The 15021-nt window shown below is 38.6% G+C and carries 17 protein-coding genes; 9 read left to right on the top strand and 8 right to left on the bottom strand.

The window, feature by feature from the left end:
• Positions 1–24 precede the first annotated feature (24 nt).
• Positions 25–678: a YdeI/OmpD-associated family protein gene (locus tag HNR27_RS12595; protein WP_429339983.1), complete on the bottom strand. Its 654-nt coding sequence runs from the start codon at positions 676–678 to the stop codon at positions 25–27.
• A gap of 15 nt (positions 679–693) precedes the next feature.
• A complete protein-coding gene (locus HNR27_RS12590) occupies positions 694–1146 on the bottom strand; it encodes an SRPBCC family protein (RefSeq protein ID WP_212920168.1) in 453 nt (150 codons plus the stop codon).
• A 123-nt stretch (positions 1147–1269) separates the two neighbouring features.
• Between HNR27_RS12590 and HNR27_RS12585 the strand changes: the two genes are divergently transcribed.
• A complete protein-coding gene (locus HNR27_RS12585) occupies positions 1270–1812 on the top strand; it encodes a D-glycero-alpha-D-manno-heptose-1,7-bisphosphate 7-phosphatase (RefSeq protein ID WP_212920169.1) in 543 nt (180 codons plus the stop codon).
• Between the two features lie 1127 nt (positions 1813–2939).
• Here HNR27_RS12585 and HNR27_RS12580 read toward each other — a convergent pair.
• Complete coding sequence (locus tag HNR27_RS12580; protein ID WP_429339982.1) at positions 2940–3773, bottom strand: N-acetylmuramoyl-L-alanine amidase; 834 nt, start codon at positions 3771–3773, stop codon at positions 2940–2942.
• A gap of 419 nt (positions 3774–4192) precedes the next feature.
• Here HNR27_RS12580 and HNR27_RS12575 point away from each other — a divergent pair, with 419 nt between their 5' ends.
• The 4 genes from HNR27_RS12575 to HNR27_RS12560 all read left to right on the top strand — a co-directional run bounded on the left by HNR27_RS12575 (position 4193) and on the right by HNR27_RS12560 (position 6542).
• Positions 4193–4612 carry a VOC family protein gene (locus tag HNR27_RS12575; RefSeq protein ID WP_429339981.1) on the top strand — a complete coding sequence of 140 codons (420 nt, stop codon included), beginning with the start codon at positions 4193–4195 and terminating at the stop codon, positions 4610–4612.
• 54 nt (positions 4613–4666) lie between these two features.
• Positions 4667–5251 (top strand): GNAT family N-acetyltransferase, encoded by a 585-nt coding sequence (locus tag HNR27_RS12570; protein WP_429339980.1) that lies wholly within the window; start codon positions 4667–4669, stop codon positions 5249–5251.
• A 93-nt stretch (positions 5252–5344) separates the two neighbouring features.
• Entirely contained in the window at positions 5345–6271 is a 927-nt protein-coding gene (locus HNR27_RS12565; protein ID WP_429339979.1) for a fumarylacetoacetate hydrolase family protein, read from the top strand.
• A 67-nt stretch (positions 6272–6338) separates the two neighbouring features.
• Positions 6339–6542, top strand: a complete 204-nt coding sequence (locus HNR27_RS12560; RefSeq protein WP_212920174.1) for a CDGSH iron-sulfur domain-containing protein — start codon at positions 6339–6341, stop codon at positions 6540–6542.
• 97 nt (positions 6543–6639) lie between these two features.
• Here HNR27_RS12560 and HNR27_RS12555 read toward each other — a convergent pair whose 3' ends face one another.
• Together HNR27_RS12555 and HNR27_RS12550 are read right to left on the bottom strand one after the other, a co-directional pair.
• A complete protein-coding gene (locus HNR27_RS12555; protein WP_429339978.1) occupies positions 6640–7434 on the bottom strand; it encodes a hypothetical protein in 795 nt (264 codons plus the stop codon).
• Positions 7427–8020, bottom strand: coding sequence for a sigma-70 family RNA polymerase sigma factor (locus HNR27_RS12550; protein WP_429339977.1), 594 nt, complete (start codon positions 8018–8020; stop codon positions 7427–7429). Before HNR27_RS12550 ends, HNR27_RS12555 begins: the two co-directional genes overlap by 8 nt.
• A 246-nt stretch (positions 8021–8266) precedes the next feature.
• Between HNR27_RS12550 and HNR27_RS12545 the strand changes: the two genes are divergently transcribed.
• The gene (locus tag HNR27_RS12545) at positions 8267–9922 is read left to right on the top strand and encodes an FAD-binding dehydrogenase (protein ID WP_429339976.1); all 1656 of its coding nucleotides are present in this window, start codon (positions 8267–8269) and stop codon (positions 9920–9922) included.
• Between the two features lie 73 nt (positions 9923–9995).
• Here the strand turns inward: HNR27_RS12545 and HNR27_RS12540 are convergent, their stop codons facing one another.
• Complete coding sequence (locus tag HNR27_RS12540; protein ID WP_212920178.1) at positions 9996–10646, bottom strand: glycoside hydrolase domain-containing protein; 651 nt, start codon at positions 10644–10646, stop codon at positions 9996–9998.
• Positions 10647–10853: 207 nt separating this feature from the next.
• On the opposite strand from HNR27_RS12540, the gene HNR27_RS12535 reads away from it, so the two are divergent.
• Complete coding sequence (locus tag HNR27_RS12535; RefSeq protein ID WP_212920179.1) at positions 10854–10997, top strand: hypothetical protein; 144 nt, start codon at positions 10854–10856, stop codon at positions 10995–10997.
• Positions 10998–11242: 245 nt separating this feature from the next.
• The gene (locus HNR27_RS12530) at positions 11243–12001 is read left to right on the top strand and encodes a hypothetical protein (protein ID WP_212920180.1); all 759 of its coding nucleotides are present in this window, start codon (positions 11243–11245) and stop codon (positions 11999–12001) included.
• 42 nt (positions 12002–12043) lie between these two features.
• Here the strand turns inward: HNR27_RS12530 and HNR27_RS12525 are convergent, their stop codons facing one another.
• A complete protein-coding gene (locus HNR27_RS12525; RefSeq protein WP_429340112.1) occupies positions 12044–13105 on the bottom strand; it encodes an NAD(P)/FAD-dependent oxidoreductase in 1062 nt (353 codons plus the stop codon).
• 235 nt (positions 13106–13340) lie between these two features.
• Between HNR27_RS12525 and HNR27_RS12520 the strand changes: the two genes are divergently transcribed.
• The gene (locus HNR27_RS12520) at positions 13341–14108 is read left to right on the top strand and encodes a hypothetical protein (protein WP_429339975.1); all 768 of its coding nucleotides are present in this window, start codon (positions 13341–13343) and stop codon (positions 14106–14108) included.
• A gap of 58 nt (positions 14109–14166) precedes the next feature.
• On the opposite strand, the gene HNR27_RS12515 is transcribed toward HNR27_RS12520, so the two are convergent.
• Positions 14167–14838: an SIMPL domain-containing protein gene (locus HNR27_RS12515; protein WP_429339974.1), complete on the bottom strand. Its 672-nt coding sequence runs from the start codon at positions 14836–14838 to the stop codon at positions 14167–14169.
• Positions 14839–15021: the final 183 nt, after the last annotated feature.

Here is a 15021-nt window from a genome sequence, read left to right as displayed (position 1 = left end):
TATTACCAGTGGGGCCATTTGCTTTTACTTTTTCTTCATCCGATATAAGTCAATCGTCTTATAGCCTTGGGATAGTATGCTTACCATTTGCTCTGTTCGTTTATCACGAGTCTTTTGTTGTTTTGCTGAAAAGATATATCGTGCCCAATCCCTGCGATAACCTGGAGTTAGATTTTGATAAAATGTGAGTTGATCTGGATGGGAAGCAAGTAATTCCTCGATATTCGTTTCTAGTCCAACATAATCCGCAACAGATTGACTGGCTGTAGTAGATTTCTTTGTTTTTCTTTTCTCACGTTTTAACCCAACAACAGTAAATACGTCATCCATACTAACCATCCGTGAGAATTTGACATCACTATTTTCGACATAACCGTCTTCGTCGACATGTAAAGCCGGGAAAATCTCATCTCTATGGATGGAAGTTTCATAACGCTTATTGCCCTTTTTCGGATAAGCGAAGAATAGATAGCCTTTCTCGGTTAAAAAATCGTTATGTTCGATAATATATCTTGTATGAGCAATCATCTCATCAAGTGTCAGAACGAAAATAAAGATGGCATCGTGATGCCTTGTTAAGGTTGTTGGATATTCTTTAAATATATGGTAGTCATCTGGTTCATTGATGACAACCATATTACGATATTTTGGTATATTTAGCTTTTCAATAATAGACATGCTGACTCCTCTTTCCTATACATGAACAGGTTCTAATACATCTCCTGTTTCTAGAAGTGTTTTAAGGTTACTGATGATCGCAGGCCAACCATTATTAAATCCCTGGAATGTATCCTCTTCTTCTACTATATCTTCTGGAAGTAAATTTTCGTGTTTTAAGGTAAGCTTTACAACTTGTCCCATTTGTTTTAATAAAAAGGTAACTTTTGTTGGTTCTTGTCTGTCTTTATTCTTGTCCATGATCGAGGTCCATGTATACGTAAGCTGATGGTATGGCTCGTACGTTATGATATTTCCATAGTCTACGGTTTCTCCTTCTCGAAGGTATTTAACTTCTGCCCCTACCTTCCATTCGGATTCGATGGCACTTCCGAAAAAGTACTTTTCTGTATACGCACTACTAGTTAAAGCCTTCCAAAGCTCTTCAGCAGAGGTATGAATATAGGAAACATAAGTAAATGTCGTCATGCATTTTTCTCCTTAATAGGTATTTGTTAGTTTGAAAATACCTTTGTTCAGACAGGTTGTCAATTTTTAAATATGCAACAATCTAGGGCATAATAGAAAAGAGAATCGTTGGAGGATGAGCTGATGGAATCTGCCATTTTTTTGGACCGTGATGGGGTCATTAATGAAGTGTTAACAAGTCGTGTAAAATATGTGAATAAACCACGTGATTTCTTTTTGCTAGATGGTGTTGGTGAAGCAATTCGATTATTGAATGAAAAAGGTCTTAAGGTATTTGTAGTTACGAATCAGGGTGGTGTTGGGTTAGGGTATATGAGAGAGAAGACACTTATAGAGGTTCATCAAAGGATGAAGGATGATTTAGCTGAATTTGGTGCTAGAATTGATGATGTTGCCTATTGTCCGCACAAACCATATGAAGGGTGTGCCTGTCGGAAGCCAGGGCCAAAAATGCTTGTTGATTTGGCAGAAAAACATAATGTAGATCTGAAGAGAAGCTATATGGTTGGAGACCGTGATCCAGATATTGAAGCAGGGAAGGCAGCGGGGACAAAGACGGTATTGGTCGGTACAAGGGAGAAAGTGACTAGTAAAGCAGATTATATCTTTCCAGATTTACTCGCCTTTTCTAAATGGTTAGTACAGGGTACTACTATATTGGACTGAGTTAGACTTTTTGCTCGGTTTTAGTCTATTAGAGCATTTCTATTAGACAGAATTGGGCTTCTTGCTGAGTTTTAGTCTATTAGAGCCATTCTATTAGACTGAATTTGGCTTTTTGCTGAGTTTCGGTCTATTAGAGCATTTCTATTAGACTGAATTGGGCTTTTTGCTCGGTTTCAGTCTATTAGAGCAGTTCTATTAGACTGAGTTTGGCTTTTTTCTGAGTTTCAGTCTATTAGAGCAGTTCTATTAGACTGAATAAGACTTTTTACTGAGTTATGGTCTATTAGAGCAGTTCTAATAGACTGAATAAGGCTTTTTTCTGGGTTTCGGTCTATTAGGGTACTTCTATTAGACTGAATTTGGCTTTTTGCTGAGTTTCGGTCTATTAGAGCATTTCTATTAGACTGAATTGGGCTTTTTGCTCGGTTTCAGTCTATTAGAGCATTTCTATTAGACTGAATTTGGCTTTTTGCTGAGTTTCAGTCTATTAGAGCACTTCTATTAGACTGAATTAGGCTTTTTGCTGAATTTCAGTCTATTAGAACACTTCTATTAGACTGAGTTAGACTTTTTTCTGGGTTTCTGTCTATTAGAGCCATTCTATTAGACTGAATTGGGCTTTTTTCTGAGTTTCAGTCTATTAGAGCACTTCTATTAGACTGAATTGGGATTTTTTCTGAGTTTCAGTCTATTAGAGCACTTCTATTAGACTGAGTGAGACTTTTTGCTGGGTTTCTGTCTAATAGAGCATTTCTATTAGACTGAATTTAGCTTTTTTCTGGGTTTCAGTCTATTAGAGCATTTCAGTGAAAAAGTGCAGTATATTAAATTAAATAATTAGGTTCGTGTAAAGACTCGCTCCGGAAATATACTTGGCTTTCCGCGGGCGGCTGGTGAGCCTCGAGCAGACAGGATGTCGGTCACGAAGGCGTTGCCACAAAGATTTTCGGTGGGGCGAGTAATCGCAGTCCGAGAACGTGGCGCTCTTAGCCTTCAAAACTCTATACCTACGGCGAGGTCTCACCGATGCCTTTCCTCCCGCTGGAGTCTACGTATATTTCCTCCGTTGAACACAGAATTATTCTTCCTTTTAGTTGGTTATTTTAGTTATGACCAATCTATTTGTTTTATTCGCTCATAATTGGCTCTAAGCTAGCTGTTTTCTGTTCTGTAACAATATAGGCATCTGTTATTCCTGCATTTTTGACCTGTTGCAAGCGTTGTTCGGCATTTTCTCGACTGGAGAATGCTCCAGCTTGAACTCGGTACCAGGTTGTTCCAGAAATGTTCACCGTACCGATAAATGAATCGATGCCTTTACTGCTTAAGTAGGCTACACGCTCTTCAGCATTTTGCCTTGAAGTAAAGGAGCCTGCGATAACCTTGTACAGAATCTCTCCACCACCATTTTGTTTTGGAGGGAGGTTAAAAGCTATTGCTAACCCGTTTACATGTCCTTGTGCTACTGCTTGAAGCCATGATGTCTGCTTCATTAGATTTGCATCATTTGGGTTGTCGATAAACCCATTCTCCGTAAGCAGTGCTGGCATATTAGACTCACGTAAAACATGGAAATCTGCCTTCTTCTGCCCGCGGTTTGTTAATTGATTGAGTTTTGTAATTTCAGTATGGAGAATATCTTGGTATCTAGCAGTTAAAGATGAATCGGATAAATTACTGTGAATATAATCCTCATATCCTCGTGCTGACCCATTGAAGGAATTGCAATGGATGGATAAATAGTAGTCAGCTCCCCAAGCATTTGCTTCATCTGTGCGTGCCTTGAGGCTCTTTGTAATGTCGTTTGTTCGACTCATCCGAACTTCAACATTATCATAGCTGTTTAATAATGTATTGCGAATACGTAACGCAATATCGAGGTTAACATTTTTTTCTAACAACCCGTTTCCACTAGCTCCGCCGTCTGTACCACCATGACCTGGATCTAAATATAGTTTCATAACAAATCTCCTCCTAAATTTTTATAGAAAGCATTTGTGAAACCTCTTAGGTGGGAAAAAAGCTATTTTATGAAACGCAGTTATAAGGCTTTCTTCTAAGAGGTGTCTTGAACATCAGGTCCTAACGATTGCCACATAATAATCCCTCCTCTCTTTAGTTTTATATCTTTTCGAGATGTAATAGGCAAAACCCTCTATTTTTCTGAAGAATGAGATAATATACTTAATCTATATTTCCATGGAAGGAAGAAAGTAACGGTTCGTAAAGCGCTAATTATACGAAAGGATTTAGTACTATTTTCATAGATGAATAATAGAGTTAGTGTAATAAAAAAATAATAGACTAAATAGTCACATATTTTGGCAAAAGTTGGTATATAATGAAGAGAGGAATGAAATATAAATAAGGAGTGGTAATTTTGATACAAGAGATAAATCCATATCTCGTTACAAACGGAAATGGCCAGGAAGCAGTTCAATTCTATAAGGCTGCCCTCGATGCAGAAGTAATTAGTTTACAGACCTTCGGAGATTTACCAGAAGGGGACATGCCTATACCAGAGGAGTCAAAGAATCGTCTTTTACATGCCCACCTAAAAATTGGCAAATCAATATTGATGATTTCAGATACACACCCTGGAAGTCCCTATCAGGTTGGTGATCATCTATCCATAGCGATTATGATCAGCGATACAGAAAAGACAAAGGCGGTTTTTTCTAAGCTAGAGGAAGGCGGAAAGGTAGAAATGCCTTTACAACAAACCTTCTGGAGCCCCCTATATGGTCAAGTACAGGACAAGTTCGGTGTCCTATGGCAGGTTTCAACAGCAGGTGAATAAGTTACGGTAAAGAGCTTGAATCACATCAAGCTCTTTATTAATGGAGGAAAAGCTATGCATGATCAACATCTTTTAACGGAAATTCCAACTTTATTAACCAACCATTATATTTTGAGAAGTGTAACCATAGATGATACATATGCATTATTTTCTATTTTGAGTAATAAAAATACGATGCGGTTTATTACTGCAAATCCTATTAGAAGCAAAGAGGAAATGCATAAAGCAATTGTAAAATCCTTAACCAAGTTCGCTGATAGACAGGAAATCCCTTGGGTGATTATTGACAAGGATAGTCAAAGCCTAATAGGACAATTTCGCTTACATAAGCTTGATTTTTGGCATAGGAAAGCAGAGATGGGTGCAGTCATTCATGAGGATTTTCAAGGAAAAGGTGTGATGACAGAGGTTCTTAAAACAATGATTCCATTTGTTTTTGAGACCCTTGAGTTTAATAGACTCGTAGGAGATATTTTTGCCGGAAATGAGGGATCTAGAAAGCTATTAGAAAAGTTTGGTTTTAAAAAGGAAGGCATTCTAAGACAAACAGATTTTGATGGAGAAAGGTATCATGATACGATTGTTTACTCGCTACTAGCAGAGGACTTTACTGCTTTAGGAAAAAGCATATTTAATTAATGATAAAAAGAAAATTGGCAAAATTATAGGAGTGGTCCTATAATAATGGTATGAATGGAGTCGGGTATAGAAACTGGATGATAGAGGTGTAGCATGAAACTAGTAAGTTATCGATTGAAAAATCAGGACGTTCCACTAAGAGTAGGGGCAGTGGTAGAAAATACTATTGTAGATGTGCAGGAAATATATCATCGGTATAGGAAAGAGAAGAATGGTGAGGAACTGGACATCCTGATACCAGAGGATCCCACATCGTTTTTTAGGTTGGGTCATCCGGCGATAGAATGTGTTCAGGAAGCGTATACCTATTGTTTAGCGAATAATTGGGATGGTGTGGACATTCTACCACGTGATATCGTTTATTTAGGCACATTGATTCCAGAACCATCTAAGATTATTTGTGTCGGTAGGAACTATGTGGATCACGCTGTAGAAATGAATAGTGATGTTCCTGAGTATCCAGTGCTATTTGCAAAGTTTGCGAATGCGTTGATTGGCCCAGATGATGCCATACATAAGACGAGATTAACGGAGAAGCTCGATTATGAAGTAGAGCTTACCATTGTTATTGGTAAAACGGCTTCCAGGGTAAAAAAAGAGGATGCATTTGATTATATTGCAGGCTATACCATTGGTAATGATATTTCTGCTCGTGACCTACAGAAGCGAACACCACAATGGTTACAAGGTAAAACGATAGATTGTAGCACCCCAATCGGACCATGGATGGTAACACCTGATGAAATTGGCGACCCTAGTAATCTTGCGATACGTTGCTATGTGAATGGGGACGAAAGGCAATCCTCAAATACAGAAAAGCTAATCTATGATATTCCATTTTTAATTGAATTTATTTCTAATTTAATCACCTTACAGCCTGGGGACCTTATCATGACGGGAACTCCTGATGGGGTTGCCTTTGGGATGGAGTCACCAAAGTTTTTGCAGGATGGCGATATTGTAACTGTAGAGATCGAAAATATCGGGCGAATGGATAATCAAGTAATAGCTGAAGATTAATGTATGAGCTATACCCGTATTTATGATATAAGTTTGTTTATAATTCGATTACAAAGGAGGAAAGGTAATGAGTGAAAAAGTAATTATTAAAGTAAATGATAATGGCTCTTATCGAATTACTGGTGATGTAGAACTTGTAGATGCAGAGGGGAACGTATTTGAAACTAAAAGTAGCTTCTCCCTATGTCGCTGTGGGCATTCTTCTAATAAACCATTTTGTGACGGGACACATAAGAAAATTGGCTTTGAAAGTGCACCCCGTGCAAAATAAAGAAATCCGTAATCCTCGATTCATGAGGGTTACGGATTCTTTAATTAAAGTGGATTAATCTAGCATGTTAGAAGACAATGGCCAGTAGCTTCTAGCATTATTGTATTGGCATATAGGACACCTTCCATACGTTAAGTTCTGTGTCCTTGTAGAGCCTAAACCCAATCAAATCATCTAGTTGGTATTCGACAAGAGCCTCATTCTCGTTTAGATAAACTACCGTATAGGAATTAATCTCAAGCATTTTATTATAGTTTTCTTCTACCTGCTGTTTGGCCGTGATATCATTTTTCGCTTCTTCCATAAAGGTATCCCTGTCTGGAACGTAGTGATTGTTACCCTTCATATATAAGGCGTATACCACATCTAAGTCATCATGTAGATTAGCATAATTGTGTAGCTTAAAAACATCAAACGGGGTCAAGTCCACTAATAAGGAGTCATCTAAGGTTGTCTTGTACTCCTGGTAAATATTCGTTAATTCCTCAGATAATGCAATGGACTCATGATACGTATCTCTTACACTATCATCATTACCAAACGATTTATTCTCAGTAGAACTATCGTGAATGGAATTTTCCTCTTTACTTTCCAGTGCCTCTGTTTGTGCCATATCTGCTTTATTATCAGATGATTTTTCGAGAGCGCTATCAGACAATTGGCTACTTCCACTCCTCAAAAGACCTTGTTGATCAATTGTCAAGATAAAAATAATAATAGCAAACGTGACGACTAAACCTGTTAATAGCTTTGGAAATAGCTGAATTTCTCTTCTCCGTGGTTTCTGTTGGATTTTATCAATTTTACTACGTATAGCCTCTTTATCCTTTTCTGTAAAAGCTGTAGGTATTTGCTCAAACTGTAATTTTAAATCCTTTAATTGCTTATCCATGGCTTTCACCACCTCTTTCAGGAGCAAAGCATTCCTTCAGTTTCTCTCGTCCCCGATTTAGCCTAGTACGAACTGTTGCTTCATTCATATTTAATACCTGGCTAATTTCCTTTGTGGAAAACTCTTTAAAATAATACAGTATAATAACCTCTCGATACTTAATGGGCAATTCCATAACCTTACGAAATAATTCGCTTGCATAATCTTTTTCCAAGGCTTTCTCTTCAGGAGTAGTGGTCTCCTCCTTTGAGGTATGCGAGGATTGTATCAGTCGCTCTCGTAACCGTTGATTACGGGAATGCCAGCTCCGTAAGTAATCTTTACATTTATTAATTGCTATCGCGTATATCCAGCTTTTTAGTGTTGAATTACCTTGAAAAGTACTCAATTTTTGATAAATTGTTACAAAAACCTCTTGTGTCACATCGTCTGTGTCAGCAGCGTTTTTGACGTACGCAAATACTAGTCGTTTAATGTCATCTCCATACGTATTCATGATAGTCTCAATTGCCTGGCTTGGACTAGCTTGTAATATCTCCAGGTCTACCTTACTGTACGTCGGACGGAAAGCTTTCGAGTGGCCCACTCTTTTTCCTCCTAACTTTCTATCTCGTATATAAGACGTGATAATTTGCTTTGATGTTTCATACAAGAATTATTTATCGTAAGTTTACCATAGATATTCCTTTGGAAATAAAAAAATAAAGAAGTAATTCGGTATTTATTTTATATTAAAAATTTTCAATAATATCATTGTTCGTTATTGAATGAAATACTATACTGATGATAGATAGGCATTATAACGAGATAGGTGAATTGGGGGCAAAACAAGATGAAGTATGATGCAATTGTTGTTGGTGCAGGGCTTGCGGGTTTGGTTGCCACCGTCGAAATCGCTGATGCAGGTAAAAGAGTATTGTTGGTAGACCAGGAACCAGAAAGCTCGCTTGGGGGGCAAGCATGGTGGTCGTTTGGAGGACTATTTCTGGTTGATTCCCCTGAACAACGGAGAATGGGGATAAAGGACTCTAAGGAATTAGCGTGGCAGGACTGGCTAGGGACGGCAGGCTTTGATCGTGAAGAAGATGAGGACTATTGGGGGAGAAAATGGGCGGAGGCATATGTGAATTTTGCCGCTGGTGAAAAAAGAGCTTGGTTACATAGCTTAGGTATTCGATTCTTCCCAGTTGTAGGATGGGCAGAACGTGGAGGATATATAGCAGATGGTCATGGAAACTCTGTGCCCCGATTCCATATCGTGTGGGGAACAGGTCCAGGTGTGGTCACTCCATTTGAGAATAAACTTAGAGACTATATAAAAACTGGTATTGTAAATTATCTTCCAAGACACCGTGTTGACCATTTCATTCAAGATAATGATCGAGTGGTTGGTGTTCGTGGTGCAGTTCTTGTTCCAAGCGATGTAAAGCGTGGAGAGGAGAGCTCACGTGAGGTGGAAGGTGATTTCGAATATTATGCAGAGGCAGTCGTTGTAGCGAGTGGTGGTATTGGAGCGAACTTTGAGCTTATTCGTAAGAACTGGCCGAAGCGGTTAGGTAGTCCACCTAACCATATGATATCTGGCGTACCTGCCCATGTAGATGGGAGAATGCTAGAGATTACCGAGGGGGCAGGAGGCAGGATTGTAAATCGAGACCGGATGTGGCATTACACAGAGGGGATTAAGAACTGGAATTCCATCTGGCCAGAACACGGGATTCGTATTTTGCCAGGACCATCTTCTATCTGGCTAGATGCAAGGGGAAGAAGATTTCCTGCACCAAATTTCCCTGGATTTGATACGTTGGGTACACTCGAGGCAATCATGAAAACAGGCTATAATTATTCCTGGTTTATTTTAACAGAAAAAATAATTGAAAAGGAATTTGCTCTATCTGGCTCGGAACAAAATCCGGATTTAACGGAAAAAAATATTCGTAAGCTGCTAAATAGAATATTGCCCGGACCACCTGCTCCGGTCAAAGCATTTATGGACAAGGGTGAGGATTTTATTGTAGCGGATAATCTACATGATTTAGTCAATAGAATGAATGAGTTAACAGGCGAAAGCTTATTGGATGTAGTGGAAGTGGAGAGGCAAATTGTTGCTCGAGACCGAGAAATGGATAATCCTTTTACAAAAGATTTACAGGTTACAGCACTACGGGGTGCCCGCAAGTATCGTGGGGATAAGCTGATTCGTGTAGCAACTCCACATAAGATCCTCGACTCGAAAAAAGGACCTTTAATTGCAGTCCGTCTAAATATATTGAGTAGAAAAACACTAGGGGGCTTACAAACCGATTTATCCTCAAGAGTACTGGATTCTCATGGGAATCCAATTCCTGGCTTATTCGCAGCTGGGGAGGTAGCTGGTTTTGGAGGCGGTGGAGTGCATGGTTATCGTTCATTGGAGGGGACCTTTTTAGGTGGCTGTCTATTTTCCGGGCGTATTGCTGGAAAGAGCGTAGTGAAGGAGCTTGGTTAGGTAGAGCGAATAGAGAGTACGATTAGCCGATGGAAGGAAGCCTAGTTAAATGGTTAGGCTTCCTTTGTACATCTTACCAAATGGCCTCATACAACTTCGGTTCAATTAGATTTGTATCAACAGCACATTCTTGTGCATTTTCTCCATACTGCCATGCCCAAACATTGGCAATACATGGCGGAACTATCGGTTTATATGCTGGTGCATCCTTCTTTTTTGTCGTTCCATGTTTCGGTTCATGACTCCATAAAATGAGCTGTCTACTAACAGCTTCATTGTTGGATGCCGCAGTACAGTAAGCCTCATTAAATGTGACAGAGCTTGGATCGCCATAAATCCCAGGACGGAATCCACTTGGACGAATGGCATCTACCCAACCACGTATCCACGCTTCGTCAATTTCAAATGACCGCTCTGTATTGACAAAAATAATATTCCCTTCTGGATAGCCTAATCGGCGTGCATGGAAAATAGCATTAGCAGCTGCCACTCTTCCATTACGGTATCCAGAAGCGGAAGCGAAGTCATTGTAAATTGGTATAATCCGAACCCCATTCTGACGAAGAAAACGTATTTCGCTCTCAGTCAATCTATCTGACACATTTTGAACCGTATTTAAGAAGCGTCCCCAAAATAGTGGTTTTCCAAGATTTTCAATCACACAGTTATATAAGTCTTGTGTAACCCTTGCTGCAGAATTAACACCCCATAATTCATTAACCATATACACTTCTCCCTTAAGTTTCATTCGTCTACATATCATATGAACGAGAAATGGGATGGGTCATTGATTAGTTAAATCTTGGGCTGTCGTAAGTAAAGCGAGATACTATACATAAATAATGCAAGGAGTATAGTTTCTAATGGTGGCAAATGTGAATAAGTTATTAGGTTACTCAAAAACTAAGGTGATTTTAAAGGAGGGAAGAAAATGGTCAATAAAGGTAAGGAATTTAATAATATGTTTAAAGAAAATAAGACACATGGTGAGCATAGGAATGGTCGAAAAAGTCAGTTTAAGAATAGCTCTGTTCACGGTGAGAAGCTGGATGAGTATTTAAATCAAAAGGATTAGAAGGTGAAGGCCGGTGGGTATCATTCCTATCGGCTTAAAATTTTTCTGCTCCTTATTAAATCGAATCACTCAGCCACCTATCACACGATATAGTTGGCTATTCAAACCCTCCACTTGAAATGAATGTGCATCTATTGTGAAGTAAGGATTATAGATAACTGTCCCGTATACTAAGTTTATTTCATATGATGGTATATGTATTTTTAAAAGAAATTTAGAACTTATTCATAGGAGATGTATTGGTTATGGGAGTATATATCAATCGAAATTCTCACCCTAATTTATTTCAGAACAGTAAGCCAATTGAAGCTCAAAATCAGGATTATTTCCATTCCGACTATATGAGGGAGCTTTTAACGAATCAAAAGGAATTACATGAGTCATTGGAGCGTGCATTAAAGTCTTTTAAAATCACCTTTCAAAAGCATCAGTATTCTGAAGATAAGCGGTGGGGTAGCATAAACAAACAGATTCAGGAACTAAGCCAATCAAGTGAAAGACAGGATTCCTTCATGACTCAGGCAAGGGAGTGGTTAGGTATGTTAGAAAAGAATAACTTGGAGCTTCAAAAAATAATACAACATGATTCCATTGTCAAAGAGGATATGAAGGAGGAAATTTCGCGAATCCATCAATCTAATCGTGATATCGTGGGCCAGCTTGCTGCATATGAAAATTTAAATGAACAATTAGTAGGTAAGATGGATGAACTGGTGGAACTTTATGATTCTATGTCAACCAAAATAACAGAACAAAATGAAAAGCAGGATACGGTCATTGATAATTTAGAAAAACAGGAGGCCATGATGGAAAAGTCGTACCGTCAGCTTAGCAATTTAAGATCCATTCTTTATGAGAGAACAAGCTTTGTTGCTGAGAAAATTGAGGAAAGCTATCGATTGACTTCATCTATTTTATATAAGTTCTTATCAGGCTCAGATAAACCATTAGAGATTATGTTCATGAATCATAAAAGAGATGGGGTTAAGAAAAGGGACGAGTAGAAGAGCAGAAGACTTGTAGTCCTTGCTACAAGTCTTCCGTCCCTAATGCCGCTTATTCAACCATAAAACGCCAGATTTTACAAGTCTTGGTACAATCCCTGTTAATGCTTGATTCATCATATTACCAAAGCCATCATTTTTCCCAAGGGAGCCAAGGGTTCCCCTTAGGCGAATTTCCTTCGGCTGTTTCGGTTCTTGATTACGAAGGATTGCATTTAGAATTATCGCTACCTGTTCACCTTGAATACCAGCTAACTGAGCACTCGGTGAAAAGATAGATGACGCACAATCTCCAATGATATAAACATTGGTTTGTTCAGGAACCTGGAAATAATCATTAACAATAATCTTCTCTTGATTATCCTTCTGGAAAGGGAGTTCTCGAACGACCTTATTAGGACGAACTCCTGCTGTCCATATCGTGACATCATTCACATAACAAACACCGTTATTACAAACACCGTCTTTTTCAACGTACTCTACATTTGCGTGATGAAGCACCTCGACATCATTCTTGTTAAACCAATCTGCAACATAGCCTTGAATTCTTGGATTAAATGCTCTTAATACAGATCCCCCACGGTCTAAAATTCGAATATTTAGATCTTCTCTACTCTCACGTATCTCGGAGGCAACTTCAACACCACTGAGACCAGCCCCAACAATGGTGACCTTTCCATTTGCTTTTAGGTTTCCTACCTCAAGACCAGTCTTTCGTGCTCTAGAAAAGGTTTGTACACTCTCTGTGTACACATCTGCCCCAGGGATCCCATGATAATTATCTTCGCAACCTAATGCTACAACTAAGTAGTCATATGCTAAAGGCTCAGAGCGATCCTGGAATAAAATTAATTGGTGATCTGTATCAATTTTTACAATTTCTCCATACACATAATTTATTCTATCATCCTTGGGAAAATCATTTCGAACTTCTCGATCAGCTACTGTACCGGCAGCAATTGTGTAGAACTCAGTTTTTAAGGATTGGTACGGATTCCGATCGACAATGGTGAGTGTTACATCTGACGGTAAATCCTTATCAAGAACACCTAAGGCAACTTTGATTCCCCCATATCCGCCACCGAGTATCACTAAGTTTTTCATCATTATTACCCCCATCCCCTGGTAGAAATCTAGATTGTTCGTTTTGGGATACGTTTTGAAAACGTTCTCGATTTCTTCTCTCATTAAGAGTAACAAAGAATTGACAGTACGACTAGGGGGAATATGAAGATAATTTTTTGTAGAAAATTATCAAAAATAGTATTCATGCTTTTTTTATTTTAGGAAATAGTAACAGATAGCATTACTGGACTAAATAAGGAAAGGAACGAGTGTAATGAAAGGAAAATTATTATTGGTTGTGACACTTATCTTTGCCAGCTCCTGGCCAATTTCCACCGTATTTGGCCAGAAAAATATGGACGAAGGTTGGTTTGACTTTATTAAAAAGGAGAAGGAGGAGCAAGAGCAAAGCCAGGAACCACAAAAGGGTGTACATAAAAGGCATGAGGCATGGATTAAGTACAACGCAAAAGAGCTGGGAATTGATACAGAAGGAAAGGATCTTGCTAAGCTAGCAAAGGAAGTAAGGGAAAAAAAGCTGCTGAAAAAGGCAGAGGAGTTGGGTATTAAGACAGAAGGAAAAAATCCAAAGGAACTTTCTGCTGAGATTCATCAGGCTAAGGTGAAAAAGGAAGCAGAAGAACTGGGAATCGATTCAAACGGTAAGGAAATGGACGCCTTAGCTGAGGAAGTAATCGATGCCAAGCTTAAAAATAAAGCAAATGAATTAGGAATCAAAACGGAAGGTAAAAATAGAAGTTCTCTTTTAAAGGAGATTAACCGGTCTATCCTGATAAAAGAAGCAAAAGAATATGGTGTAGAGACAGAGGGTAAGAAACATCATGAGATTGTCATGGAAATTCACGAGGCAAAGATATATGACTCTGCTGAAAAATTAGGCATAGATACAGAAGGCAGAAAGCCAAATGATATATTAAGTGAAATCTTCGAAAAATATGCAAGTGAAGCAAAGGAATTAAAGATTTTCCCATTTGAAGACAATAAGGATAAATTCTTTCTAGAGCACCATATGCAGGATTAAGAACGAATAGAAAGAGGATTATTCCACCTAAGCTTTAAGGAACAGTCCTCTTTATGTGTTATGAAAATTGATAATCAGCCTCGATCATAGCAGTTATTTTAAATTGTCCTGCTTCAATAGGAGTAGTCGCGCTTTCCGTGGAAAGTCCTAGCACCATTGGTCGTGGAATTTCAGGGCGTCTAGCAGTTATTTCCTTTACTTTAAAAGGTGTTTGATTAATAGTGACACCAAGTGTTTCACCAACAATTGCTGCTTTTTCCTGGGAGTTTTTAATTGCATTTGCAAGTGCTAGGTTATAAAGTTCCTCATGATTAGAGACGGACATTTGGATATTCCGGACCGTGTTAGCACCATTTTCTACTGCAATGTCCACTAGCTTCCCCACATTTTCGATGCTATCAATAGTAATTTGAAGTAAATTAGTTATCCGGTATCCACGAAAAACCTGTACACCGTTTTGGAAGTCGTAATCTATTTCAATTTGATAATCAGAGGTTTGGATGTTTTGGCGTGGAACTCCATTTTCTAGTAAAGCATTTATGACCGTATTGGTCTTTGTGGCATTTGTTTGCTGAGCTTCCTGTAAATTTTTGCTTTCCGTTACGACACCTATTAAAATTGTTGCTTTGTCAGGAGTGGCAAGAACATAACCCTCTCCGAACAGCTTTACTTTATGTTCACGTTGCCGAGCTGGAAAGAATGGATTTGCTGGACTAGATGAATAGTACATTTTTTCACCTCTCTTGGCTATTATATATGGTAACTATATGAACAGCATGTAATAAATGTGTGAAAAACCTATGTTTTCATGCAACTAAAAGAGGCTGGGACAAAACCCCAGTAAATAAAAAAAGAGTGGTACTTACCTAAACAGGTGAATACCACTCTTTTTATGCACACAAAAAGGACACCT

Origin of the sequence: Ornithinibacillus bavariensis (assembly GCF_050433565.1) — a bacterium.
GTDB lineage: Bacteria > Bacillota > Bacilli > Bacillales > Amphibacillaceae > Ornithinibacillus > Ornithinibacillus bavariensis.
The sequence above is the reverse complement of the archived record's forward strand: the minus strand, read 5'-3'. Positions and strand labels throughout refer to the sequence as shown.

What these genes read in the sequence shown, in the direction of transcription:
- HNR27_RS12595 (WP_429339983.1), bottom strand. Translation starts at nt 678, where the DNA reads ATGTCTATTATTGAAAAGCTAAATATACCAAAATATCGTAATATGGTT.
- HNR27_RS12590 (WP_212920168.1), bottom strand. Translation starts at nt 1,146, where the DNA reads ATGACGACATTTACTTATGTTTCCTATATTCATACCTCTGCTGAAGAG.
- HNR27_RS12585 (WP_212920169.1), top strand. Translation starts at nt 1,270, where the DNA reads ATGGAATCTGCCATTTTTTTGGACCGTGATGGGGTCATTAATGAAGTG.
- HNR27_RS12580 (WP_429339982.1), bottom strand. Translation starts at nt 3,773, where the DNA reads ATGAAACTATATTTAGATCCAGGTCATGGTGGTACAGACGGCGGAGCT.
- HNR27_RS12570 (WP_429339980.1), top strand. Translation starts at nt 4,667, where the DNA reads ATGCATGATCAACATCTTTTAACGGAAATTCCAACTTTATTAACCAAC.
- HNR27_RS12565 (WP_429339979.1), top strand. Translation starts at nt 5,345, where the DNA reads ATGAAACTAGTAAGTTATCGATTGAAAAATCAGGACGTTCCACTAAGA.
- HNR27_RS12560 (WP_212920174.1), top strand. Translation starts at nt 6,339, where the DNA reads ATGAGTGAAAAAGTAATTATTAAAGTAAATGATAATGGCTCTTATCGA.
- HNR27_RS12555 (WP_429339978.1), bottom strand. Translation starts at nt 7,434, where the DNA reads ATGGATAAGCAATTAAAGGATTTAAAATTACAGTTTGAGCAAATACCT.
- HNR27_RS12545 (WP_429339976.1), top strand. Translation starts at nt 8,267, where the DNA reads ATGAAGTATGATGCAATTGTTGTTGGTGCAGGGCTTGCGGGTTTGGTT.
- HNR27_RS12540 (WP_212920178.1), bottom strand. Translation starts at nt 10,646, where the DNA reads ATGGTTAATGAATTATGGGGTGTTAATTCTGCAGCAAGGGTTACACAA.
- HNR27_RS12535 (WP_212920179.1), top strand. Translation starts at nt 10,854, where the DNA reads ATGGTCAATAAAGGTAAGGAATTTAATAATATGTTTAAAGAAAATAAG.
- HNR27_RS12530 (WP_212920180.1), top strand. Translation starts at nt 11,243, where the DNA reads ATGGGAGTATATATCAATCGAAATTCTCACCCTAATTTATTTCAGAAC.
- HNR27_RS12525 (WP_429340112.1), bottom strand. Translation starts at nt 13,105, where the DNA reads ATGAAAAACTTAGTGATACTCGGTGGCGGATATGGGGGAATCAAAGTT.
- HNR27_RS12520 (WP_429339975.1), top strand. Translation starts at nt 13,341, where the DNA reads ATGAAAGGAAAATTATTATTGGTTGTGACACTTATCTTTGCCAGCTCC.
- HNR27_RS12515 (WP_429339974.1), bottom strand. Translation starts at nt 14,838, where the DNA reads ATGTACTATTCATCTAGTCCAGCAAATCCATTCTTTCCAGCTCGGCAA.